General features: G+C 39.1%; 17 protein-coding genes. 11 read left to right on the top strand and 6 right to left on the bottom strand.

The genetic code is table 11. The annotated features are described in order from the left end of the window. The first annotated feature begins 3 nt into the window (after positions 1-3). From nadE to acpS, 3 genes are all read left to right on the top strand, one after another. Complete coding sequence (nadE, locus tag AC1TPB_RS14005; protein ID WP_482077053.1) at positions 4-816, top strand: ammonia-dependent NAD(+) synthetase; 813 nt, start codon at positions 4-6, stop codon at positions 814-816. 174 nt (positions 817-990) lie between these two features. After that, positions 991-4,035: an EAL domain-containing protein gene (locus AC1TPB_RS14000; protein WP_482077052.1), complete on the top strand. Its 3,045-nt coding sequence runs from the start codon at positions 991-993 to the stop codon at positions 4,033-4,035. A 1-nt stretch (position 4,036) separates the two neighbouring features. Beyond that, positions 4,037-4,435: a holo-ACP synthase gene (gene acpS, locus AC1TPB_RS13995; protein WP_482077051.1), complete on the top strand. Its 399-nt coding sequence runs from the start codon at positions 4,037-4,039 to the stop codon at positions 4,433-4,435. A gap of 60 nt (positions 4,436-4,495) precedes the next feature. Here acpS and AC1TPB_RS13990 read toward each other — a convergent pair whose 3' ends face one another. Next, positions 4,496-4,867: a c-type cytochrome gene (locus AC1TPB_RS13990; protein WP_482062385.1), complete on the bottom strand. Its 372-nt coding sequence runs from the start codon at positions 4,865-4,867 to the stop codon at positions 4,496-4,498. Between the two features lie 245 nt (positions 4,868-5,112). Between AC1TPB_RS13990 and mutY the strand changes: the two genes are divergently transcribed. Both mutY and AC1TPB_RS13980 read left to right on the top strand, forming a co-directional pair. Next, a complete protein-coding gene (gene mutY, locus AC1TPB_RS13985) occupies positions 5,113-6,369 on the top strand; it encodes an A/G-specific adenine glycosylase (protein ID WP_482077050.1) in 1,257 nt (418 codons plus the stop codon). A gap of 4 nt (positions 6,370-6,373) precedes the next feature. Continuing rightward, complete coding sequence (locus tag AC1TPB_RS13980; protein ID WP_482077049.1) at positions 6,374-7,009, top strand: bifunctional 4-hydroxy-2-oxoglutarate aldolase/2-dehydro-3-deoxy-phosphogluconate aldolase; 636 nt, start codon at positions 6,374-6,376, stop codon at positions 7,007-7,009. 40 nt (positions 7,010-7,049) lie between these two features. Here AC1TPB_RS13980 and AC1TPB_RS13975 read toward each other — a convergent pair whose 3' ends face one another. Continuing rightward, the gene (locus AC1TPB_RS13975) at positions 7,050-7,178 is read right to left on the bottom strand and encodes a hypothetical protein (RefSeq protein WP_482077048.1); all 129 of its coding nucleotides are present in this window, start codon (positions 7,176-7,178) and stop codon (positions 7,050-7,052) included. 129 nt (positions 7,179-7,307) lie between these two features. On the opposite strand from AC1TPB_RS13975, the gene AC1TPB_RS13970 reads away from it, so the two are divergent. After that, the gene (locus AC1TPB_RS13970; protein ID WP_482077047.1) at positions 7,308-8,534 is read left to right on the top strand and encodes a transglutaminase domain-containing protein; all 1,227 of its coding nucleotides are present in this window, start codon (positions 7,308-7,310) and stop codon (positions 8,532-8,534) included. A 982-nt stretch (positions 8,535-9,516) separates the two neighbouring features. On the opposite strand, the gene AC1TPB_RS13965 is transcribed toward AC1TPB_RS13970, so the two are convergent. Then, positions 9,517-10,656, bottom strand: coding sequence for a conserved virulence factor C family protein (locus tag AC1TPB_RS13965; protein ID WP_482077046.1), 1,140 nt, complete (start codon positions 10,654-10,656; stop codon positions 9,517-9,519). 620 nt (positions 10,657-11,276) lie between these two features. On the opposite strand from AC1TPB_RS13965, the gene AC1TPB_RS13960 reads away from it, so the two are divergent. From AC1TPB_RS13960 to AC1TPB_RS13950, 3 genes are all read left to right on the top strand, one after another. Further along, the gene (locus AC1TPB_RS13960; protein WP_482077045.1) at positions 11,277-12,902 is read left to right on the top strand and encodes an ABC-F family ATP-binding cassette domain-containing protein; all 1,626 of its coding nucleotides are present in this window, start codon (positions 11,277-11,279) and stop codon (positions 12,900-12,902) included. Positions 12,903-13,141: 239 nt separating this feature from the next. After that, on the top strand, positions 13,142-14,011 hold the full coding sequence (locus AC1TPB_RS13955; protein WP_482077044.1) for a cation diffusion facilitator family transporter: 870 nt from the start codon (positions 13,142-13,144) through the stop codon (positions 14,009-14,011). A 408-nt stretch (positions 14,012-14,419) separates the two neighbouring features. Beyond that, the gene (locus tag AC1TPB_RS13950) at positions 14,420-15,550 is read left to right on the top strand and encodes a C40 family peptidase (RefSeq protein WP_482077043.1); all 1,131 of its coding nucleotides are present in this window, start codon (positions 14,420-14,422) and stop codon (positions 15,548-15,550) included. Positions 15,551-15,848: 298 nt separating this feature from the next. Here AC1TPB_RS13950 and AC1TPB_RS13945 read toward each other — a convergent pair whose 3' ends face one another. Together AC1TPB_RS13945 and AC1TPB_RS13940 are read right to left on the bottom strand one after the other, a co-directional pair. Next, positions 15,849-16,460: a YqaA family protein gene (locus AC1TPB_RS13945; RefSeq protein ID WP_482077042.1), complete on the bottom strand. Its 612-nt coding sequence runs from the start codon at positions 16,458-16,460 to the stop codon at positions 15,849-15,851. 85 nt (positions 16,461-16,545) lie between these two features. After that, a complete protein-coding gene (locus tag AC1TPB_RS13940; protein WP_482077041.1) occupies positions 16,546-17,658 on the bottom strand; it encodes an MGDG synthase family glycosyltransferase in 1,113 nt (370 codons plus the stop codon). A 196-nt stretch (positions 17,659-17,854) separates the two neighbouring features. Here AC1TPB_RS13940 and kapB point away from each other — a divergent pair, with 196 nt between their 5' ends. After that, positions 17,855-18,241: a sporulation phosphorelay system protein KapB gene (gene kapB, locus AC1TPB_RS13935; RefSeq protein ID WP_482077040.1), complete on the top strand. Its 387-nt coding sequence runs from the start codon at positions 17,855-17,857 to the stop codon at positions 18,239-18,241. Between the two features lie 77 nt (positions 18,242-18,318). Here kapB and AC1TPB_RS13930 read toward each other — a convergent pair whose 3' ends face one another. Continuing rightward, entirely contained in the window at positions 18,319-19,671 is a 1,353-nt protein-coding gene (locus AC1TPB_RS13930; RefSeq protein ID WP_482077039.1) for a stalk domain-containing protein, read from the bottom strand. A 297-nt stretch (positions 19,672-19,968) separates the two neighbouring features. On the opposite strand from AC1TPB_RS13930, the gene gltB reads away from it, so the two are divergent. Next, complete coding sequence (gltB, locus tag AC1TPB_RS13925; RefSeq protein ID WP_482077038.1) at positions 19,969-24,570, top strand: glutamate synthase large subunit; 4,602 nt, start codon at positions 19,969-19,971, stop codon at positions 24,568-24,570. Positions 24,571-24,595: the final 25 nt, after the last annotated feature.

The following is a 24,595-nucleotide window of genomic DNA, read 5'->3' as shown; positions in this document are numbered from 1 at the left end:
TATATGAGCACATTACAATCGCAAATTATTGAAAGATTTGGTGTTAAGCCTAGTATTAATGCTGCTGAAGAAGTTCGTAAGCGCGTTGACTTCTTAAAAGAATATGTTCGTAATACAAGGACTACTGGGTTGCTTATTGCAATTAGTGGTGGTCTTGATAGTGCGGTTGCAGTAGGACTATGCAAACAAGCTACAGATGAACTAAGCGATGAAAGTGGAAAAGAGTACATCACACTTGGTGTATTTCAACCTTACGGTGAGCAATCCGATATTGCTGATAGCTATGCTGTAGCCGAAGCATTTAATCTTACGCATAAAGTTGAAACAAATATTGAAGAAGCTGTTGATGAAATTTCATTAGAGGTTGAACATGCCTTCAAATCAGTTGGAAAACATCAGCATATTAGTCGCAGTGGCAAAGGTAATGTGAAGGCTCGCACTCGTATGGTCGTTCAATATGCACTAGCATTTGATATGAATTTACTTGTTGTAGGCACTGATCATGCATCAGAAACAGTTACAGGATTTTATACAAAGTGGGGCGATGGGGCAGTAGATATCACACCACTTAGTAGCTTGAACAAGCGACAAGTCAATCAAGTAGGTGCATACATTGGTGTGCCCGAATCAGTTCTTATTAAAGCGCCAACTGCTGGATTATGGGATGGTCAAACAGATGAGAACGAGCTTGGTATAACGTACACACATAACAATGATTATTTGGAAGGGAAAGAAATTCCAGAGGATGTACGTGAGAAGCTTGAAAAACAATACTTAAAAACAGAGCATAAAAGATCGCTGATTCCAGGGATCTAGACGACAGAGCCTATCGCATACTTAGCGATAGGCTTTTTCTAACAAAAGAAGTTTATGCAGTGAAACGCTTTCAAATTTCGCTGCAATTCATGAAACTTATACATTAGCCTTACATAATATGCTATACTTCTTACTAATATTAGAAATATTATGGGGATAAAAGGAGGAACTCAAATGCAGCGTCAACGAACAATCGGCGTCTTAACTCCTTTTCTAGGTGGAAATTATTATACAGAAGTGATCCAAGGTATTCAATTTACTGCTAGAAAACTTGATGTAAATCTAATTATTATTCGTACAGGAGGTAAATACTTTGATGTTCCAATTGGAATGGACAAAGTAGATGGCTGGCTTGTCGTTAATTATGCAGTGGAAGATCATTTTTTGAAGCAACTTGAAGAAATATATCAAAAACCTATAGTGACAGTGGCCAAAGATATTCGACAGTTGAATATGAATGGTGGAATGGTCGTAGTTAATAATAAAAAAGCTGCAAAAGAAGCTATTTTTCATTTACATAAACATGGTCATACCAAAATTGGTTATTTAGGAAGTATGACGATGGATGATATGAAATATCGTTACGATGGTTATTTATCTGCCATGCAGGAATTAGGGTTAGAAGTAAAAGCGAATTATATATATGATTCTGTTGATATGAGTGTATTTGGCGGCAAACAAATCGCAGAGAGAATCATCAGTGAAAAATTCCCAATGACGGCTGCGTTAGTGGGTACAGATCTTTGTGTATTTGGTATGATTGATAAATTACTTGAAAAAGGATATAGCGTGCCGGAGGATATTGCTTTAATCGGCTTCGATAATTCTAGTACCGCGCGACACTCTGAAATTTCTATTACTAGTTTTGAACAGAATCTAGATCTTATATTAATAAAAGCGATCGAAAACTTATGTCAACGGATCGAACACCCCCAAACATTTAAGCTAGATGTTATCGACGGTACACTTATTAGACGTCAATCCTGCGGTTGCGGGATCGAGGAAGGTAATGAAAATAACGAGAGTAGTATCATCCAAGTAGAATACGCCAATCATATTAATGCTTTACGTACTGAAAATAATGTTAACTATGAATTTAATCGTTATATATTAAGCCACAGATTTAAACATGTCCGTGATATTGCAGATTTAATTGATAATTATTTTAATTGGGGTTCGATTACTGAGCAACAAGGATATAACGCGCAGCAGCAGCCTCATTTGATAATGAAAGAATATTTTAATTTTACAACTAGAAAAAACGAACTTAAGCAAATTTATTTGAAGCAATATGAGACATTGCCAGCTCACCCACCAATATTCTCATCGCAAAATTTGAAATCTGATAATGAAGTAATTTATGTTCTTCCCTATAGACAAACTCAAAATAATTGGAGCTTACTTTCATTCGGTACATCTCATGAAAAGACGAATCAGCGAACTTCTGAATATATGAGAATTGTACATTTATTTGATATTGTATCTAACACAATTGATAGACTTTCATTATTAGATGAATCAGCAACACTTAGACAAAAGCAGCAAGAGTTGTCTGAACGACAAGATGTGATTACTCGATTAAGCGATGATATTTTATTTGAAGTGAATTTTGATAAGAAAAAAGTATGGTTTAATCGTAATCTTAACTTCAAAGTAAAACCAACAACATTTTTAGGGCTCGAGGAGTTGGTCCACCCTGAAGATGTGAGTTTGCTTAAGAAGCATTTTTATGAGCATTTCCGCGATAACAAACCTTTCTATATAGAATTAAGAATTCAGATTAATAATGGTCCATATTACTTCGCAATTATTAGCGCTGAAAGTACGAGAGATCATGTAGGAAATATTCAAAAATTAATTGGTACGATAAGGGATATTTCAAAGCAGCGTATTAGTGATGATGGCAATGAATTAGCACATGGACTTGTAAATCGCAGAAGATTTTACGAGGAAATTAAACAGGTTATTCAAGCAGGGCATCGTGAATTTGCACTATGTGTGTTAGATATTGATAATTTTAAGCTTATTAATGATTTATATGGGCATCATGTTGGCGATGATATAATAGAAACTCTGTCAGATGTGCTTACTCGTTGTATTAAGCAAGGGGATCATATTTCACGTTTTGGTGGAGATGAGTTTGTTATTTTATTCCAATTCAATCAAGTTGAGGAGATTGATATTTTCGCAGCGCAAATATCTGAAGCTATTTCTCAGCGGATTGTAGGTATGAATCGTGATATCAATTTATCGGTTAGCGTTGGGATTAGTTTATATCCAAGTGATGGACATGAGTACGATGAGTTACTGAAAAAAGCAGATATAGCGCTATATCAAGTGAAGCATAATGGTAAAAATAACTTTATGAGATATGAACCATATATGATTAATTATCAGCAAGACAAACGTAAGATGGAGAAAATATTGCGTGAAGCGCTAGCGAAAGAGCAGTTTCTGTTAGTATTTCAGCCACAAGTACATGCACGTTCAAAGCGAATATATGGAATTGAGGTACTGCTTCGGTTACGTACGGAAAGTGGTGTAATTTTATCACCAGATAAATTTATCCCGATAGCGGAGTCTGTTGGATTAATTGTACCGATTGGGGCATGGGTCATCCGAGCGGCTTGTATACAGGGGATGGAATGGATTAGACAAGGCTATGAACCAGTTAAAATTTCAATTAATATATCTGGATTGCAATTGAAATCTATTCAATTCATGTCCTCGGTACGAGCTATATTAGAGGAAACTGGAATGAATCCTGCACATTTAACATTTGAAATTACGGAAACTACGATTATCGATCAATCACATGTTGTGTTGAATGTTATTGAGGAGATCAGAAAAATAGGTATCTCTGTAGCTATTGATGATTTTGGAATTAGCTATTCATCATTATCCGTGTTGAAAAATTTCCCAATCGAAATTTTGAAAATAGATAAAAGTTTTATACGTGAAATGGTTACAGATGACAAGGGATATAAAATCGTTAATGCGATTATAAATATTGCCAAAAGTCTAGATCTACGTATCGTTGCAGAAGGTGTAGAAGATAGCACTCAATTGGAGCTATTAGACGAATTAGGGTGTCATTACATTCAAGGTTTTTACATAAGTAAACCAATTAGCAAAGAAGAGATCATTTACTTTTTACCGAACAAACCAGTATTAGCAAATATGCTATACAACCAAGAGCAAAAGGATGGAGCACGCTAGAATGATTATTGGCATAGGTCACGATCTGACGGAACTTTCACGAGTAAGGAAGCTACTAGCAGGAACAATTGGTGAGAAGTTTCTACACCGTATTTTTACCGAGCAGGAATATGTGGAGTTTAGTGCAACAGTTGGAGAAATACGTAAAGTTGAATATGTAGCAGGTCGCTTTGCCGTGAAGGAAGCGGTAAGTAAAGCTTTTGGCTGTGGGATAGGCTCGAAGCTTGGCTTTCATGACATTGAAATTAAGCGAAGTGTCAATGGGAAACCCGTTTGCAGTGTTACAACAACAGCACTAGAAGCGCTTGGATATGGAGATATGAATCTTGACATTCATGTTTCCATCACCCATGAACGAGAGCTTGCTTCAGCATTTGTTGTCGTTGAAAGTAGACCGTAATTAGTAAGGGGTGCATTAGAAGATAATCTTCTAATGCACCCCTTACATGTTTTCATGATGTTATTGCTTAGATAACCAAGCAGCTAGTGAATTGATTTCTTGCTCGGAGAGCTTATCTTTGAATGGTTGCATGATCTCACCACCATTAGTAATCGTTGCAACAATATCATCGTAGCTCAGTGATTCATAGATTAGCTGCAAATTAGTTTGTTCACCCATCTTGCCAGAAAGATCAGTAGCATGACAGCTTATACAACGAGCTTTATAAATCGATTGAACTTCACTTGAAGCAGTTGAAAGTGAAATCGGCTTCGAGGATTGTTGTTGCCCATTTGAAGATGAATTTGAGCCTTGCTGTCCACATGCTGATAAAATAACGCTAACGCAAATAATGGTACAAGCTACAGACATAATAGTTTTCGCGGCTTTCATTGCTAACCTCCTACAACTTTTCATAATCTCCCTGAAGTACTTCTAGTTAATGAAAAGTACTTCGGAAGGAAATACTACAACTTTTTGTTACCTACTTGAAGTGCTTCCTGCCAACAAAAAGTCGCATCGGAAGCATACACTAAACTTTTCATAATCTCCCTGAAGTACTTCCAGTAAATGAAAAGCACATCGGAAGCAGAGCTTACTCAGAAATGATATAATATATAGAGATAAATCTATTATAGATGAATACTAATGCAAGTACACAAGGGATGGTAGTACATTACATGACAATATTAAGTATTGAACAGAAAAAAGAAAAATACGGCTTAGACATACTAGAGTGGTATTTTCATATACAGCGCGATTTGCCTTGGCGTCAAAATCATGATCCGTATCGTATATGGGTATCAGAGATTATGTTACAACAGACTAGAGTAGATACAGTAATTCCTTATTATAATACATTTATGGAGAAGTTTCCTACAGTACGAGCGTTAGCAGAGGCACCGGAAGATGAAGTGTTAAAGTGCTGGGAAGGATTAGGCTATTATTCACGCGCTCGTAATTTGCAAGCTGGAGCACGTATGGTCATGGAGCAATATAACGGACAGGTGCCAACAACTGCGGAAGAAGTAGCGAAGCTTAAAGGTGTTGGACCGTATACTTGTGGAGCGATAATGAGTATAGCGTACAATGAGTCCGTACCAGCTGTAGATGGCAATGTTATGCGTGTCCTATCACGATTTTACTTACTTGAAGATGATATCGCTAAGGTATCGACAAGAACAAATATCGAAAAACTAGTTTTAACGATGATTCCAGAAGGTAAAGCCCGTTACTTTAATCAAGCACTAATGGAGCTTGGCGCGTTAATCTGTTCTCCGAAATCGCCTAGCTGTCTAATCTGTCCTGTTATGGAGCATTGCGAAGCAAGAATTCAAGGCAGAGAACTAGAAATACCAATCAAGACAAAAGCAAAAAAAGCTAGAGTTGAGTATAGAGTTGCTGTAATCGTAGAAGGAACTGGTGAGAATGAAGGTAAGATTCTTATTCGTCAGCGTCCTAATGAAGGATTGTTAGCAGGAATGTGGGAACTACCGCATATACTAATTGAAAATAGTAATGCTATTTCATTATTCGACGCCGAACCGAAAGAGCAGCCTGAACTAGGCGCAGCTATTTCCGCTTCCATCTATAATGAGCAAAAGCTGCTAGTACGTCCGTATCAATGGTACAGTGATGAAGAGCATATATTTAGTCATATTCGCTGGAAGATGCGATTTTATAATGCTGATATGGATAGAAAATCAGAAGTTTCACAGATAAATGAGTATTCGGAACTGCTAGTTGCTGAACGAAGTGAACCGTACAATAGTAAGGTTGCAACTGATAACGGGAGTCAATATCGATTTATTAATGAGGCGGATATGAATACTCTTCCGTTTCCGAATTTATTTTTGAAAGTCATTCAGAAATATTGGAAGAAGAAAGAGGAATAATAAGATGAAATCTACACTGCTTAATGAACTATTAGAGCATAAAATTATTGCTATATTACGAGGGATCGAAGATTCATATGCGATAGCTACGGGGCATGCCATTGTCGATGGTGGCGTCAAATTTATGGAAATTACGATGAATACTGTAGGTGCGACCACTATGATTGAACAATGGCGTACAACATTTGACGGAATTGCTTATGTTGGTGCTGGTACAGTTATTGATGTTGAACATGCGAAGCGAGCGATTGCAGCAGGTGCTCAATTTCTTATATCGCCCAATTTAGATCTTGAAGTTGTTCAATATGCTCAGCAGCAAAATATACCGATGTGGCCAGGCGTTATGACACCAACGGAGATTATTCAAGCAATGAAAGCGGGCGTTGATGCTATTAAACTATTTCCGATGGCTTCGCTCGGTATAAACTACTTAAGCGAGATTCGCGGTCCGATCAAAGACATACCTATTATTGCTACTGGCGGCGTTAATTACGATAATTTTAGGCAATACTTTGAAGCAGGCGCTAATGCCGTTGGTATGGGGACGAAGCTAGTTAATTTGGAAAATGCGAAGCTAGGTAAGTTTGATGATATTACAGAGCAGGTGCAGAGCTTTACTACGTTAGCCGCATCAATTTAAAAGGAAGTTCAAAAAGCGGGCTTTGATAACGATGAGTCTGCTAACGTAGCATACTCGACATCGAATATGAAGCGAACTTGGAAAGTACGGTTCGCGTGTACCAAACACGTACACTTGCGCTTCCGCCTTTCTCAAGTAGCGCGTCATCTTCTCGGTTCTGAAAGCCCACTTTTTGAACCTCTATTGTAATAGGAAGTTCAAAAAGCATACTCGACATCGAATATGAAGCGAAGATAACGATGATTGGCTTGGTAGTGGATTCGGCATAGTTAACTGAAGATTGAGGGGTGAGATGCTTTTGAGAAAATTATTCGGGATCGTCGTAATTGTCGCAATTGCTATTGGATGCTACCAATGGTTTGAGCAAAATACCGATATGGATTGGAAGCAGCAGGTCACAACTACGATCCAAGAGACAGTTGACGATACGGCATTTTTTATTAAGGATGGGTTGACAGTAGAGTCATCTTCGTCTTCTAGTAAGACAGGGGAAGAAAAGCTTTCGTCGAAAGATAGTGAACATATTGTGCGATATATAGCTAAAGAGCTTGCTGAAGGTAGAACGGCAATTGATATTACGATTCAAGGTAATAGCGATGATGTTAAGAATCAATTCGCTAGCTGGCTTCAACAAGCTATAGATGTCGATGATTACATCAAATATACGATGGAATCATACAGTTACTCGATGAGTAGTGGATTATCAAGGTCTGAGGTTGCTCTTACTGTTGTATATCGAGAAAGTCATGAGATGAGTGCAGAGGTTACAAGTTATGTGAAGCAAGTCATTAAGACGCTTGAGCTAGAGGAATATTCTGCATTTGAACAAGTAAAACTAATCCATGACTGGATTGTGCAGCATGTTCAATACGATCAGAGTTTGACTCGTTACACAGCATACGAAGCGATTACTGAGGGTACAACAGTATGTCAAGGTTATGCATTGTTAGGCTATCGTTTCTATAGTGAGGCAGGCTTTGATGTTAGAATTGTTGAAGGCAGTGTTAACACGGGAGAACATGCTTGGAACTTAGTGGAAATCGAAGGGCAATGGTATCAGATTGATCTCACATGGGATGATCCGATTGGTCAGGCAGAAGACGATGTATCTTATAAGTACTACTTGGTAAGTGATACACAGTTAGCTCAGGATCATGTATGGAAAGCGGATTATCCCGTCGCAACAATGAGTTACCAACAATTGTTGAATGAGCAACTAGCAACTGCTGATCCAGCTTCGGAAGCATTTATTACGGTTCAACAATCAAGAGAGCAATTAGGGTACCATATGGAGGATTCGAGTAATACGATTGAAAGTTATGAGCAGATGAAAGCTATGGTGAAATCTGCAGTTGGAACTGGCGAGACAGAGCTACAGTTTCGCTATACAGGTGGAGAGCAATTAGTTGATGATATCAATAAAGCTTTCAAATCATTGAACAAAAGTCTGTCCTACCAAACTAGCTATCAGGAATGGAACAAAGCGGGAGATTATCTCGTTACGATTACGATAGAATATAGGTAATGAGTAAGCAGTCGCACTAATGTAGGTTTGAGTAATTGTAGAGAGAAAAGTAACCGAAAAGCCTAATAGACAGTAAAAATGGAGTCTATGGAGCAGAAAAGTAACCGAAAAGCCCAATAGACAGTAAAAATGGAGTCTATGGAGCAGAAAAGTAACCGAAAAGCCTAATAGACAGTAAAAATGGAGTCCATGGAGCAGAAAGGTAACTGGAAAGCCCAATAGACAGTAAAAATGGAGTCCATGGAGCAGAAAAGTAACCGAAAAGCCTAATAGACAGTAAAAATGGAGTCCATGGAGCAGAAAAGTAACTGGAAAGCTCAATAGACAGTAAAAATGGAGTCTATGGAGCAGAAAAGTAACTGGAAAGCCTAATAGACAGTAAAAATGGAGTCTATGGAGCAGAAAAGTAACCGAAAAGCCTAATAGACAGTAAAAATGGAGTCCATGGAGCAGAAAGGTAACTGGAAAGCCCAATAGACAGTAAAAATGGAGTCTATGGAGCAGAAAAGTAACCGAAAAGCCTAATAGACAGTAAAAATGGAGTCTATGGAGCAGAAAAGTAACCGAAAAGCCCAATAGACAGTAAAAATGGAGTCCATGGAGCAGAAAAGTAACCGAAAAGCCCAATAGACAGTAAAAATGGAGTCCATGGAGCAGAAAAGTAACCGAAAAGCCCAATAGACAGTAAAAATGGAGTCTATGGAGCAGAAAAATAACCGAAAAGCCCAATAGACAGTAAAAATGGAGTATATGGGGCAGAGAGGTAACATTGGGCATATTATTGACAGTAAGGCTCAATGGAAGGTAATTGTAGCTTTCGTTTGGCATTCTTCTGTCAGCTCGGTTCGATAGGCCTTGCAACTTACACACTATTGATATTGAATATACAAACAAGCTCGACCGACACCAAGTAGAGTGTTAGTCGAGCTTGTATTAATTACCGATGTACCGCAATTCAAATGCCTCTTGTATAATATTGATATTATTGTTCCTTTTGTCTAGCTGCTGTCATCTGCTGCCATACTGAGCCGGCTGCTTCTTCACCGCGTTCAATACGTTCAATTGCGATCTTCGCCTGCAATTGAATTTCAAATTCTGGGTCAGTGGATGCAACCTTCAACGCTTCCAGCGCGCGCTCATCGCCAACCTCGTACAAGAAGCGGGCAGCACGCCAACGGACAAGTTTGTTTTTGTCAGCTGAAGCAACAATCATCGGCTCTATCGCACCAACATCACCTAGATCAGATAAGGTGTCGCCAGCAGTTCTACGAACGGAAGGGGAGCTATCCGCTAATGCTTTGTACAGTAGTGACAATGCATCATCTGTACGCAAATCACCAAGCAGTATAACTGCATGTCGTCGTATCGATGTATTACTGTCTGTTAACGCTATTTGCAGTACTTCGATTGCTTCCTCATCTAACGCATAACGCTCTAGGGCGGCATAACGAGCTTGCCACTCGTCTTCGTGTAATTTTACTAATACTTCCGCTCCGTTAAGTGGTAAAGGTCTAATAACCTCGATAGGAGTGTCATCTCCACTACCGATAGCGAGAGAGGCTTCAATTAGATTATGAAGTCGTTCACTTGTGTAACTGGCCTCTAGCTCCTGTACAATTTCATTCGCTATCTCTTCAGGAACGCCATAGCGAACGCCGAATTCTTCAAGTTTTCGCTCACGTATCATCGATGAACCGGCAGCTTGAGTAATCGCGTCGATAAACTTTTGCGGTAAAGCAGCACGAAATTCTCCATCAACAGTTTTAACGCGGATTTGCATCGGAATTCCACGGAACATTTGTACAAGTACTTGTGCTTCCCCATATCCATCGGAACCTTGTGCCACTGTTGCAGCTAATTGTTGATCAGCTTGTAAAATAATTCTTGCTTCTGCAAGGATAGCAGCCCAATCCGCTCCTGGTTTGCGATCAAGCGCAATAAAGTCTGCGGTATGGAATAAGCTTCTGACACCTTGAATCGTCAGCAAACTGCGATATGGCTGGGCAAGATCAGTTGATTCTTTGGTCGTATAAGTAAGTCTACGGCCTCTAGGCAAAGCTTCATCGAGATTCAGTTTCATAGAATTTGGACTCGGTGTAGGCTCAATCGACAATAATTTCATAATTAATCCCCCTAAATTTTTTTGTGAATCAAAGTGAAACCGCCGCGTAGAACATAAAATAGTATCTATGCAAAGCGAATGAATGAAAGTAGCATAATACGGAAAAAAGTTACTCTGTTTACTCCGCAACCGGTGCCCCGAAGCAAAACAAAGCAAAAACTAACCTCGTTCTTAATCCCATCACCCTCGCCGTAGCGGAGAGAATTTTTCATTCCTCCACGCTCTAGCGGAGAGAACTAATCGCCAACCTTCGCTTTAGCGGAGAGAACCAATCGCTCGTGGAGAAGCGCAGCGTTCGTTTTTGTCCTCGGATTTATACCGCTTGACCAATCCAATAAATCCGAGGACAACGGCGATCGGAACAGCAATTGGTTCTCGTAGCGCCCCTGATCGGAACAGCGATTGCTTTTCGTAGTGATCCCCGATTGGTTCTTGCAGCGCTCTCCTATAAGAGTAGCAGTTATTTATACAATAGCAAAATAGTGACGTATTAATAAAGCGATTTTCGTAAATTATGAACAATGAATAAGAAAATTCATGGAAAACGGCGTCTTTACAGTTGAGACTATGCTATAATAGTCTGAGATAACGAGAATGATAATGAAGGACGGGATTACGTAATGATTAGTACAAGTGGCATCACGCTACGTTTTGGTAAGCGTGCGCTCTTTGAAGATGTAAGTATTAAATTCAACCCTGGTAACTGTTATGGTCTTATCGGTGCTAACGGTGCAGGAAAATCAACATTCCTTAAAATACTTTCTGGTGAAGTTGAGCAGTCATCAGGTGAAGTTCATATTACGCCAGGTGAGCGCCTTGCGGTATTGAGTCAGAACCATTATGCATATGATGAGTTCCAAGTGCTTGAAACTGTTATTATGGGTCATAAAAAGTTGTATGATATTATGAAGGAAAAAGATACTTTGTATGCAAAAGCTGACTTCACTGATGAAGACGGTATGCGTGCTGGTGAGCTTGAAGCTGAGTTTGCTGATATGAATGGTTGGGAAGCTGAGTCGGAAGCTGCTGAGATGTTGAACGGTCTGGGCATTGGTTCAGATTTTCATGACAAGCAGATGTCTGAACTAGATGGTAGCGAGAAAGTTCGAGTGTTGCTAGCACAAGCACTATTTGGTTCACCGCATATACTATTGCTGGATGAGCCTACCAACCATCTTGATATCGAATCTATTCGTTGGTTAGAGAACTTCTTAGGCGACTATGAAGGTACTGTAATTGTAGTCAGCCATGACCGTCACTTCCTGAATGAAGTTTGTACACATATTGCCGACATTGACTTTGGTAAAATTCAAATGTATGTTGGTAACTATGACTTCTGGTATGAGTCCAGTCAATTGGCTCTTGCGCTAATGCGTAATGAAAATAAGAAAAAAGAAGATAAAGTTAAAGAACTACAAGCGTTTGTTCTACGTTTTAGTGCGAACAAATCGAAATCCAAACAAGCAACTTCTCGTAAAAAGGCGCTTGAAAAAATTACGCTTGATGACATTCGTCCTTCCAATCGTAAATATCCGTTTATTCTATTCAAAGGTGAACGTGAAGCTGGAAAGCACTTACTAATGACTGAAAATCTTACAGTTTCAGTTGACGGTGAAAAAGTAATTGATAACTTGACGATGGCTATTAATAAAGGTGATAAAATTGCTTTTGTAGGTCCTAATGGCTTGCCGAAAACAGCATTTTTCCAAGCTGTTTCTGGAGAACTTGAGCCAGATGCAGGTTCATTCTCTTGGGGAGTTACGACGACTCGTACTTACTTCCCGAAAGACAACTCAGCATACTTTGATGATGTTGATCTGAACTTGGTTGAATGGTTACGTCAGTATTCTAAAGATCCTGATGAAACATTCCTACGTGGTTTCCTAGGACGTATGTTATTCTCCGGTGATGAAGCTATGAAGAAAGCAAGTGTGCTTTCAGGGGGAGAAAAAGTTCGTTGTATGCTATCTAAGATGATGCTTGAAGGTGCTAACGTATTTATTATGGATGAGCCAACGAATCACTTAGACCTTGAATCCATTACAGCATTGAATAATGGTTTGATGGATACAGATTGCACTATTCTTTTCACATCTCATGACCATCAGTTCGTTCAAACGGTAGCGAATCGTATTATCGAATTTACGCCAAACGGGGTAATCGATCGTCTAATGACTTACGATGAATATCTTGAAAATGCTGAAGTAAAAGAACTTCGTGAAAAAATGTACAGCGGTACACTTTAATAATATAGAAGCCTCTAATGACCTAGTTGTTCAACATCTAGGTTGTCAGAGGCTTTTTTTATGTATATACGTGCATATATTGAAATTTTTAGTCAAGCTTACAATGTTGGATTAATGATAACTTGTTGCACTGGGGCATAAAGTTACGCATTAGGTCAACACTGTTTCTGTAGACCCACATTAGTTGTATCGTGTATGATACGTTAGTGTGTTCTAGTACGGATCAGGAGGTTATTAAGTTGACGCAATATGAGGAAATAAAAGAAGGCGAAAAAGGAGCATGGATCAGCATTGCTGCATACTTAGTTCTTTCGTCAGTAAAGCTTATTATAGGTTATATATTCTTGTCTGGTGCACTAGTTGCTGATGGATATAATAATCTAACCGATATTATTGCTTCTATTGCAGTATTGATTGGATTGAAAATATCTCAGAAGCCGCCTGATGAGGATCACCCGTATGGACATTTTCGTGCAGAGACGATAGCAGCAATGGTTGCTTCGTTTATTATGGCTACTGTAGGGATTCAGGTACTTATCGGTGCCATTCGTACAATGATTAAAGGTGAATATCATACTCCCAATATACTTACAGCTTGGGTCGCAATAGGAGCAGCGCTTGTTATGGTAGCTGTATACATGTACAATAATCGCCTTGCTAATAAAATTAACAATCAGGCGTTAAAAGCTGCAGCAAAAGATAATTTATCCGATGCTTTAGTAAGTATTGGTGCAGCGGTCGGTATTTTTGGAGCGCAACTTAATATGCCGTGGCTAGATCCTGTAGCGGCATTAATTGTAGGTATTATCATTTGCAAAACGGCATGGGATATTTTTACGACCTCTACACATGCATTAACTGATGGAATAGATGAGAAGGTGCTGAAAAAGCTTCATACTACTGTATCTAATACGAAAGGTGTATGTGAAATTACAGACTTGAAGGCACGAGTACATGGAAATAATGTGCTTGTAGAAGTCAGTGTTCAGGTTGATCATGAATTATCACTCATTGAAAGTCATACCATATGTGATGAAATTGAGCGTAGACTGTTCAAAAAACATAATATACTTAATGTAAATGTGCATGTAGAACCATTAGAACAATAGAATAATACTGATTGATATAACATATAAATACAGTAATTAAAATTAAATGGATAAAAATTATGATCCTAAAGTAATGGTAAATGCAGGCAATAATGTCTAGGTCCTAAGAAATTGGTTCTAAAGACCTAATATGCTAACTTGGGAAAAGTAGAAAGTAATGAGAAGCTTCTCACTTTACTAATGTGCATTTGCTTCGAGGTAACTATAATAATGAGAATATAAAGGACACATCTCTTCTGAGATGTGTCCTTTATTAATATTCTCTCACTATTTCACGACCTATTTTTCGGACCTCTGCTGGCACACGTATTTAGGTAAGTAGTCAGATGCCTAGTCCCTCCTTTTAATCCTATAATTGCATCAACGCTTAACGAAGCGAATACAGCAAGAGGAAGGAAGAATAGCAGAATGAGTTATTCAATCAAATACAAAGTAGCATCTGCAGCAATTGCAGTAAGTTTATTAGTAGGAGGTCTGTCTATTACTGGGACTCCTAGCGCATATGCAGCAGAAGTAAGCGCGGTTAATCAACAGGCACAAGTAACATGGGGAGTTAATATGAGAACTAGTTCTAACTCTAGTAGCTCAGTAATAAGAATGATATCGAAAGGCGAGACAGTTACTATTATCGGAATTGCTTCTAATGGATGGCTTCAAGTACAAGATAAAAATGGTCAAAAAGGATTTATTTCTGATAATAGCAAATATACTGAAGTTGTAGGTGCTTCGACCAACAACAATACAGGTTCTAATAACAGTGGTACTGGGACTCCTAGCGCGACTCCTAGCGTATCTACAACAGAGGTAAGCGCAGTTAATCAACAGGCAGAAATAACATGGGGAGTTAACATGAGAACTAGTTCTAACTCAAGTAGCTCAGTTATAAGAAAGTTATCCAAAGGTGAGAAAGTTACTGTTGTTGGATTTGCATCTAACGGATGGCTACAAGTCCAAGATCAAAATGGTAATAAAGGATATATTTCGAATGGGAGTAAGTACACTGAAGTTGTAGGAAGTTCATCCAACAATTCAGGTTCTAATAGTGGATCTAGCTCAAACAATGGTTCAAGCTCTAATGGCTCTACGTCAGCTAATAGTTCATCTGTAGAAAAAGTTATATCTGCAGGAATGAAATATTTGGGAACTCCATATGAATATGGATCTAACCGTAATACGACAACAACGTTTGATTGTTCAGACTTTGTGAGACAAGCTTTTATTGATGCATTAGGTATCAAATTACCTGCTGACTCTAGACAGCAAGGGACATATGTGAAAAACCTTGGTAATGCAGTAACTGATATTAATGATTTGAAACGTGGGGACTTAATGTTCTTCATGTCATCTAAAGGTTCTAGCAAATCTAGTTATAATGGTATAAACAAATCAACTCAAAGAATTACTCATGTTGGTATTTACTTGGGTGATGGTAAAGTACTTCATACGTTTTCCAATGCTGGTGGCGGCGTAACAACAAGCAAAGTGACAGGAAATAGTTGGGAATACCGTTTCTTATATGGCGGTAGTGCCTTGAAATAGTAACATAATAGAAATTCCGAAGGATGCATAGTAATGGCACAGTTCAACTGTCCGATTACTATGCATTCTTTTTAGTTTTTTTAAATGTAATTGTCGAAATTAGCAGTTTATTACACATGTCGATGATATAATGAAAAGAATTACCAAGCTCTACAATACGGAATAATGAATCAGATCTTTGTTGCAGATGAGAACGGAAGGATTAAAAGTAACTGAAGCACAAAAAAGCAGTATCCATCGACGAGGGGAAACCTCGTTGTAGATGGATGCTGCTTTTTGTGCCACAAAATATAGAACATTATATATCAACAGATTGATTGCTGTTTTCTTGTAATGCTAATGCTTTAAGTGCTTTTTTCTTCTGTAGCTGTTTGCGAACAATAATGAAGATAACAATGATCGGTACGGCTATAAGGAAAATATATAAGGACACGTTAGAAACCATCGATTCTGCAGCTTTACCAAACATATAGAATAAAGTACCTACAACATAAAACTTAACGGCTCTACCAACTATTGCATACGCCATTAGCTGCCATAATGGATATTTCATGACACCAGATAATATCGTAAATACTTTAAATGGAATGGGAGTAAAAGCACCGATTAATATTGCACTAGAACCTTTTGTATTGAAATAATGGGTAGCTTTTTCAATCCATTCAGGTTTTAAGAGGCGTTGTAAAATTGCGGCACCGAAAAATTTACCGATATAGTATCCTACAGGAGTACCTAGCAAACAGGCAATAAAACCTATAGTAGCAAGCCATAGTGCGGATTGTGGATGAGCAATACTTAAAGATACTTGAGTGAAAAATGCGGGAATAGGAAAAATTACGGCGTCTAGGAAGGAATGTATCGCTAATCCCCAAGGGCCAAAGCTCTCCATGAAATCGAGAATTGCATCCATCTAAGCGTGCTCCTTTTATTTTAAAATACGTCTAATGAATAATACGATTTACGCAGTTAATGGTTTCAAAAATAAAAAAGCTGTACTACAACAATTGCAGTACAGCCTTAGGACAATCTAGAGGACTATAAGTTTGATCTCGCTTATCTTTTAGCTTTTGTCGATATTGAACTAGCCCCTCTTCGTTATGAAGTAAATTAAACCAACGATCAACGGTATCATTAGAGGTTAGCATTTCTCCAAAGCCCATATTAATAAAATAATCACAATTTTCTTCTTCTTGTCCAGGAATAGGCTCGTAGAAGAGCATAGGCAAAGCTTTGTTAAATCCTTCAGTGCAAGTCATGCCGCCAGGCTTCGTAACTAACAAATCGCTAATATCCATTAACTCATTAATATAAGGAGTAAAACCAATAATATGTATGTTGTGATGCTGGAATAGTGGGTCATCCAACAATTTTTTTCGCATATCGTCATTGGAGCCAATACAGATAATCAGTTGCGTCGTTTCTCGCCATTTGGTCATATAAGATAACGCGTTATCCTCAGTAAGTAATCCCCAACCACCACCCATAATTAATATTGTAGGTAGGTTATTAAGTTGAAAACGAGCAAGGACTTGATCACGGTCATTAACTTTCCAAAATTTTGGATGAATAGGAATACCCGTTACAGCAATATGATTTTCTTGTACACCTTTAGCAAGTAGTCGTTCTTTTACAATAGTAGAAGAAACGAGGTATTGGTTAACCTCTTGATTCACCCAAGAGCCATGTGCATCATAGTCAGTAATCACTGTAATTAATGGTGTGTTTATGCGTTGTTTTCTTAGTCGAGCGATAATCATATTAGGTAAAGGGTGTGTACATATAATAATATCTGGCTTTAGCTGAGTTACTAATCTTAGTGCTTGAGTATAAAATAAGCGATGAAGTGCTAGCTTAGCAATTCCATTTGCTGGTTTACGATAGTTGCTTCGATACATCATTCCGACAACTTTAGGCTGCGAACTAACTGTTTTGCGGTAGGCACTAATAATTAGTGGAGCTACGATAGGATTGAGAAAACTACCTAATTCAAACACTTTCGTTGAAAGATCGGGATTAAGCTGTTTGAGACCCTCACTAAGAGCATGAGCTGCTTGGGTATGGCCAGAACCAAATCCTTCGGATAGCAGCAATACTCTTTTCTTACTCATAAATTTCACCTTCTTTATATATATCATATTACTTGCCTATGCCATGTTATACAAGTCCAGTTTATTCTACTTGCCATTCATATGTTCATCATTTACAGTAATTTTAAATGAGAAGTCGAAGAATATGCTTCCGAAGCTACTTTTCATTTGCAATGATGCTATGATGAATCTAATGAAAAGTTTTGGGAGGTACAAAATGGAACAGCAATCAGCATTTGAAATTGGTCAACTTGTACAAGCAAAGGTAAGATCAGGTATTTATATTGGTGAAGTATATGAGATTTATGCTCCACGTCTTGTTGTAAAAATACTGGCGGTCGTTAAGCATCCTGACCAAGGAGATTTACATAATCCTAATGAGCCTGATGTAGCTATGTTTCATGAACGTAGAGCGCTCAGTTATACTGAAAAGACTACAGTACTACCAAGAGATGTTCAACTGTATACTGGTGCAATTCCAGAGTATAAAGAATCGTTGCTAATAGCTGCCAATCAACAGTTGAATCAATTGCAGAAGCTCAATCAATGGACGGGGAAGAGTGCGACCATCCTGAAAGAGCTACTACAAGATTATAATAGGTAGTTCAAAACATCCACTTGTGATCACGAAGTTTTTGCTTTCGTAGCTTACTCTACATCGAATAAGCTACGAACCTTCATTTAATTATTAACAAACACCAATTTTTGTTTGGCCCAGTATTGGACGAATAGGTCTAGTCCAGAAGACAAAGCGGCAATTGGTACGTAGGTTTTACTCTCCTTACCTATTGTCTCTAAAAATACGGGTGCATCTAATGGATATGATTGACCATTTACGATATAAGTATTAGAACCAACTTTCAACTCTACGGTACGATCATTTAATTTGACGGTTGCTGTCTCAGTTATATTGCTCCAAGATAGATCAGCACCAACAGCATTCGTAATGTCACGTAATACTAGATAAGTACGACCATTAATAACTTTCGTAGGATAATTACTTACTACGTCTTTACCATTAACGACAACAGATAATGAATCCCCTGCTTTTTTTGCCGCAGCAGTTTTGAATTCTCCCCACAACAAAGTACTATAGGCTTCCCCTAATTTTTGATACCCTGTAGCATTTGGATGCACATCTAATGAAGCGATATCAGTAAGTCCGAGAGCATTGCCATCGATAACTGCTGCTGCATCAATATAATCAATTTGTAAACCTGACTTCTTAAATTCTGAAACAACAGAAACGAATTCATTATTCAAGTTGGTTTGTGCACCAACAAGTAGCTGAGCTAAATCCGGTGAAACTTGAATATAGGACTCTACACCGTTAAATGTTACTTTTGGTAGAGGTATATATTGATTTTGGCTAGCGATAACAACATCAGAATTAAGGCTTTGAATAATAGTCAAAATAGCAGTTAAATTCTTTTTATATTCCTCTGTTGATGTTTGCAGTTGGGCTAATAATATGTTTTTCTCATCGGCACTCATAGAAGAGACGCTTTTCGTTAGGTCTAACCCTGCAAGAATATTCAAAAAGTCATTTCCACCAATAGCGAGTACGATAAGATCAGCACTAGAAACGGATTCATATAGTGCATTCGTATCTCCAATTAGCGTATCCACTCTTGGATCTTTCAATCCTTGTTGTACTCCATTTGCTGTAATTGATTGTTGTTTCTCCACAGCAGTTAACCAGTTCAATAATCCTTCTGAACGTAATCCTAGTACTCCATAATTCGTATAGGATGCATGATTACCTTGAAACATCGCTTGTTCATAGATGATTTCGCTGAATCCATAAGGTACAGAAGTCGCATCGAACCCTTTTTGATAACTAGCAGCCAAAGAATCACCTAAAACGACAACATTAAAAATATTTTTTTTCGTTTGCATTTTTCCGTCACTGATCATTGGTTGCTCAGCGTGGGCTAAAATAGGTGAAAATACAGAAAATAGTAGTATTAGAGCGGTTAATGAAGCGGTGACCACACTTCCTCTCCATTTTTTAGATTGTAAATTAGTATACATATAATACAAATCCTCTCTCGTTAATTCCCTTGTATATCAAGGTTTCACGTGATATCCCCTCTATATTTATTGTTCAAATAGTGCTAATATAATATCATTCCGATTCGTTGTTTTACTTGAGTTATGAAACGATGGCGTGAGAATCGAAAAAAATATCATTTACTTTAGATAAGATGAACAATAAAAAATGGGAGGTTGTAGGGGATATTACGCTCTCTACTATTTTATAATAACTTTCCACAAAGAAGAAGACGTTAATGAATAATCTTTATATTTAATATAGAGGGGAAATATACGATGAAAAACCAAACAGTTAGTTTACCTCCTAGACAAGGACTATATGACCCGCAATTCGAAAAAGATGCTTGCGGAATGGGCTTTGTCGCTAGTATTAAAGGCGTAAAGTCTCATGACGTCATTAGTAAAGCGCTACAATTGCTTGAAAATATGGAGCATCGCGGTGGTCAAGGTAGTGAGTCGAATACAGGAGATGGCGCAGGGATCTTAATTCAAATCCCACATGCATTTTTCGTAAGTGAACTTAATAAGGAAGGTCTAATTCTACCTGAACCCGAAAACTATGCGGTTGGTATGATGTTCATGCCTCAAAATGCAGAGCAACGTTCTGGCATCGAGGAGAAATTAGCGTCCATTATTGCTGAAGAAGGTCAACAATTGATCGGCTTCCGTGAAGTTCCAACAAATGATGAAAAACTTGGTCAATCTGCATTGTCTGTAAAGCCGTATGTGGCTCAAGTATTCATTAGACGTAATGCTGCCCTTGTGGACACTCTTTCATTTGAACGAAAATTGTACGTCATTCGTAAACGTGCTGAGCTTGCTATTCGTTACGGAGGGCAAGCGGGCGGAGAGATGTTCTACTTCTCTAGTATGTCATCTCGCAAAATTGTATACAAAGGTATGCTTACGACGGAGCAAGTTCGCTCCTTCTATATCGAATTGAATAATGCTGCGGTTGAATCTGCGATGGCACTTGTTCACTCTCGCTTCAGTACTAATACATTCCCAAGCTGGGAAAGAGCACATCCATTCCACTATATGATTCACAATGGTGAAATTAATACATTGCGAGGTAATGTGAACTGGATGCATGCTCGTCAAACGTTGTTCGCAAGCGAATTGTTCGGTGATGATCTAGAAAAGATCAAACCAATTATTGCTCCGGATGGTTCTGATACGGCGATGTTTGATAATACGTTTGAATTTCTATCGCTTGCAGGACGTTCACTTCCACATGTAGCGATGATGATGGTTCCAGAACCTTGGTCCAATCATGAAGGTATGGATCAAGATCGCAAAGCATTCTATGAATATCATAGTGCGCTAATGGAGCCTTGGGATGGCCCGGCAGCGATGGGCTTTACAGATGGCGTACAGATTGGTGCAATGCTTGATCGTAACGGTCTACGTCCAGCTCGTTACTATGTAACAAAAGATGATCATATCATTTTAGGATCTGAGGCAGGAGCAGTACCAGTTGCCCCAGAGGAAATTGTATATAAAGACCGTCTACGTCCAGGTCGTATGCTGCTTGTTGATACAGCGAAAGGTTGTATCGTACCGGATGAAGAGATTAAAGCGATGATTGCCGCCGAGCAACCTTATCAACAGTGGCTTGATGCGCATCTTGTAACGCTGACTGATTTGCCAGATGCACCTACGCTGCCGGAAGTGAGAAAGGAAAGTTTGCAACAACGTCAACAAGCATTTGGGTTCACATACGAAGAAATTCGTAAAGTGCTGGAGCCGATGGCACTGGAAGGTCAAGAACCTTTGAGCTCCATGGGGTATGATGCACCATTAGCGGTGTTGTCAGAGCGTCCACAGATGCTATATAACTACTTCAAGCAATTGTTTGCCCAAGTAACTAACCCACCAATCGATGCGATACGTGAGGAGCTTGTTACTTCGACTATTACGACAATTGGGCCAGAGCGTAATTTATTGAATGCTGAACCTGAAAGTTGTCGCCATGTGAAATTAGATACACCATTCTTATCGAATGAACAATTTGCTAAGCTCCGTCATATTCGTCGTGAAGGATTCAAAGCAATAACGATTCCAATGTTCTTCTCTGCAGGTAGCGGTGCTACTGGAATTGAGAAGGCATTGGATGAAATATTCGCAGCAGCAGATCGTGTTATTGAGAAGGGGCATAACTTAATCATTCTATCTGATCGTGGCGTTAATCAAGAAAATGCGGCAATCCCGGCATTGCTTGCTGTATCTTCTCTGCATCACCATCTTATTCGTACAGGTGCTCGTACAAAAGTGTCGATCTTACTTGAATCAGGTGAACCAAGAGAAGTACATCACTTTGCATTATTGCTAGGTTACGGTGTTAATGTCATTAACCCCTATCTTGTATATGAAACATTCGAGGATATGGTTGCCAAAGGATCAATGCGCGGTGTAACTTATGGAAAAGCTGTTAAAAACTACATTAAAGCAGCGACAAAAGGTGTAGTTAAAGTGTTATCCAAAATGGGTATCTCTACTATTCAGTCTTATCGTGGTGCACAAATCTTCGAAGCAGTTGGGTTACAAGAAAGCTTAATCGAGAAATATTTCACTTGGACACCATCTAGAATTGGCGGTATTGATCTTGAGCAGATCGCCAAAGATGCACAAAATTCACATAATCGTGGATTTGCAGCACAAGCAGGTGCTGAAAGTGAGCTTGACTCTGGCGGTGAATATCAATGGAGACGTGATGGTGAAGATCATCTACTGACTCCACAGACGATTCATACACTACAAACTTCAGCTCGTAACAACGACTATAAATTATATAAAAAATTCTCTACCCTTGTTCAGGGTGAGAACAAAAAGCATCTTATGCTACGTTCTCTAATCGATTTCAAAACAGATGGTCAATCTATTCCACTTGAAGAAGTTGAATCTGTAGATTCCATTGTGAAACGTTTCAAAACAGGTGCAATGTCTTACGGTTCTATTAGCCAAGAGGCTCATGAAAGCTTAGCGATTGCAATGAACCGTCTTGGTGGTAAATCTAATACAGGTGAAGGCGGAGAACATCCATCACGCTTTATTGCTGATGAGAATGGTGATCTACGTCGTAGTGCAATCAAGCAAGTAGCATCTGGTCGATTCGGTGTAACGAGTCATTATCTTGTTAATGCTGATGAAATTCAGATTAAGATGGCACAAGGTGCTAAACCAGGTGAAGGTGGTCAACTTCCAGGTCAGAAAGTATATCCTTGGGTTGCTGAAGTTCGTGGCTCTACTCCAGGTGTTGGTCTAATCTCACCTCCACCGCATCATGATATTTATTCGATTGAAGATTTGGCTGAATTAATTCATGACTTGAAAAATGCTAACCCTCGTGCCCGTATTAGCGTGAAGCTAGTATCTGGTGCAGGTGTTGGAACGATTGCTGCGGGTGTTGCAAAAGGTCGCGCTGATCTCATTATGATTAGTGGATATGACGGCGGTACAGGCGCTTCACCTATCGGATCTATTCGTCATGCTGGTCTTCCATGGGAGCTCGGTCTTGCTGAAACGCATCAAACATTGATGTTGAATAATTTACGAGATCGGATCGTACTTGAGTCCGACGGTAAAATGATGAATGGTCGTGATGTTGCCATTGCTGCTCTACTTGGCGCAGAGGAATTTGGTTTCTCAACAGCTCCACTGGTCGTTCTAGGTTGCGTCATGATGCGCGTATGTCACTTAGATACTTGCCCAGTTGGTGTAGCTACACAAAACCCTGAGCTTCGTAAGAAATTCACTGGTGATCCATCTCATATCGTAAACTACCTTCGCTTTATTGCCCAGGAGTTACGTGAAATTATGGCTGGGCTTGGTTTCCGCAGCGTTCAAGATATGGTTGGTCGTGTAGACCGACTACAAACAAAAGTACTTGCTGATCAATTGAAAACAAAAGGTCTTGATCTATCTGCGATTCTACACGAGCAGCAGCCTGCTGAAGGTACTACTCGTTATAATTCTAAGGGGCAAAATCATGGACTTGAGCTTTCACTTGATGCTAGAGAACTTATCCCAAATGCAGCAACGGCGCTTGAGAACGGTGAACAAGTTCGTGGAACATTCCCGATCTTGAATACAGATCGTGTTGTTGGTACTACGCTTGGTTATGAGGTTACTAGACGCTATGGTGCGCAAGGACTTCCTGAAGATACAATCTGGTATCAATTTGTCGGTACAGCTGGTCAATCATTCGGTGCATTTGTTCCAAAAGGAATTACGCTTTCCGTTGAGGGTGATACGAATGATTACTTCGGTAAAGGACTATCAGGTGGTAAAATTATAGTAGCGCCATCGAAACGATCTACATTTGTTGCAGAGGACAATGTGATCACTGGTAATACAGTGTTATACGGTGCAACGGGTGGAGAAGCTTATATCCGCGGTATCGCTGGAGAGCGATTCGCAGTTAGAAACTCTGGCGCTAATGTAGTCGTTGAAGGCGTCGGTGACCATGGCTGTGAATATATGACTGGCGGACGTGTCGTTGTGCTTGGTGAAACAGGACGTAACTTTGGTGCTGGTATGTCTGGTGGCGTCGCTTACGTATACGATCCAAAACGTCTATTATTAAGTCGTAGCAATCTCGAAATGATTCTGCTTGAGCATATCGAAGAGCATGAAGATGTCGAAGAACTTCGTTCCATGTTACGGAAGCATGTGGACTATACGGAAAGTGAAGTAGCGTCTCGGATTCTCGGTAATTTCAATGCGGAACTAACTCGCTTCGTGAAAGTCATTCCGAAAGATTACAAAAAAATGCTACAGCATATTAAGCTAGCGCAGCAAGCGGGTCATGCTGGCGAAGAAGCGTTACTAGTTGCATTTGAATCAAGTAAGAAGGAATTACTGCTAGCGTTGAAATAACAGCTAATCATAATCGATCATATGA

The sequence above is a fragment of the Paenibacillus sp. Y951 genome, from assembly GCF_056786395.1.
The sequence above is the reverse complement of the archived record's forward strand: the minus strand, read 5'-3'. Positions and strand labels throughout refer to the sequence as shown.

What these genes read in the sequence shown, in the direction of transcription:
- AC1TPB_RS13990 (WP_482062385.1), bottom strand. Translation starts at nt 4,867, where the DNA reads ATGAAAGCCGCGAAAACTATTATGTCTGTAGCTTGTACCATTATTTGC.
- kapB (WP_482077040.1), top strand. Translation starts at nt 17,855, where the DNA reads ATGGAACAGCAATCAGCATTTGAAATTGGTCAACTTGTACAAGCAAAG.
- AC1TPB_RS13940 (WP_482077041.1), bottom strand. Translation starts at nt 17,658, where the DNA reads ATGAGTAAGAAAAGAGTATTGCTGCTATCCGAAGGATTTGGTTCTGGC.
- AC1TPB_RS13980 (WP_482077049.1), top strand. Translation starts at nt 6,374, where the DNA reads ATGAAATCTACACTGCTTAATGAACTATTAGAGCATAAAATTATTGCT.
- AC1TPB_RS13965 (WP_482077046.1), bottom strand. Translation starts at nt 10,656, where the DNA reads ATGAAATTATTGTCGATTGAGCCTACACCGAGTCCAAATTCTATGAAA.
- gltB (WP_482077038.1), top strand. Translation starts at nt 19,969, where the DNA reads ATGAAAAACCAAACAGTTAGTTTACCTCCTAGACAAGGACTATATGAC.
- AC1TPB_RS13960 (WP_482077045.1), top strand. Translation starts at nt 11,277, where the DNA reads ATGATTAGTACAAGTGGCATCACGCTACGTTTTGGTAAGCGTGCGCTC.
- nadE (WP_482077053.1), top strand. Translation starts at nt 4, where the DNA reads ATGAGCACATTACAATCGCAAATTATTGAAAGATTTGGTGTTAAGCCT.
- AC1TPB_RS13945 (WP_482077042.1), bottom strand. Translation starts at nt 16,460, where the DNA reads ATGGATGCAATTCTCGATTTCATGGAGAGCTTTGGCCCTTGGGGATTA.
- AC1TPB_RS14000 (WP_482077052.1), top strand. Translation starts at nt 991, where the DNA reads ATGCAGCGTCAACGAACAATCGGCGTCTTAACTCCTTTTCTAGGTGGA.
- acpS (WP_482077051.1), top strand. Translation starts at nt 4,037, where the DNA reads ATGATTATTGGCATAGGTCACGATCTGACGGAACTTTCACGAGTAAGG.
- AC1TPB_RS13950 (WP_482077043.1), top strand. Translation starts at nt 14,420, where the DNA reads ATGAGTTATTCAATCAAATACAAAGTAGCATCTGCAGCAATTGCAGTA.
- mutY (WP_482077050.1), top strand. Translation starts at nt 5,113, where the DNA reads ATGAATACTAATGCAAGTACACAAGGGATGGTAGTACATTACATGACA.
- AC1TPB_RS13930 (WP_482077039.1), bottom strand. Translation starts at nt 19,671, where the DNA reads ATGTATACTAATTTACAATCTAAAAAATGGAGAGGAAGTGTGGTCACC.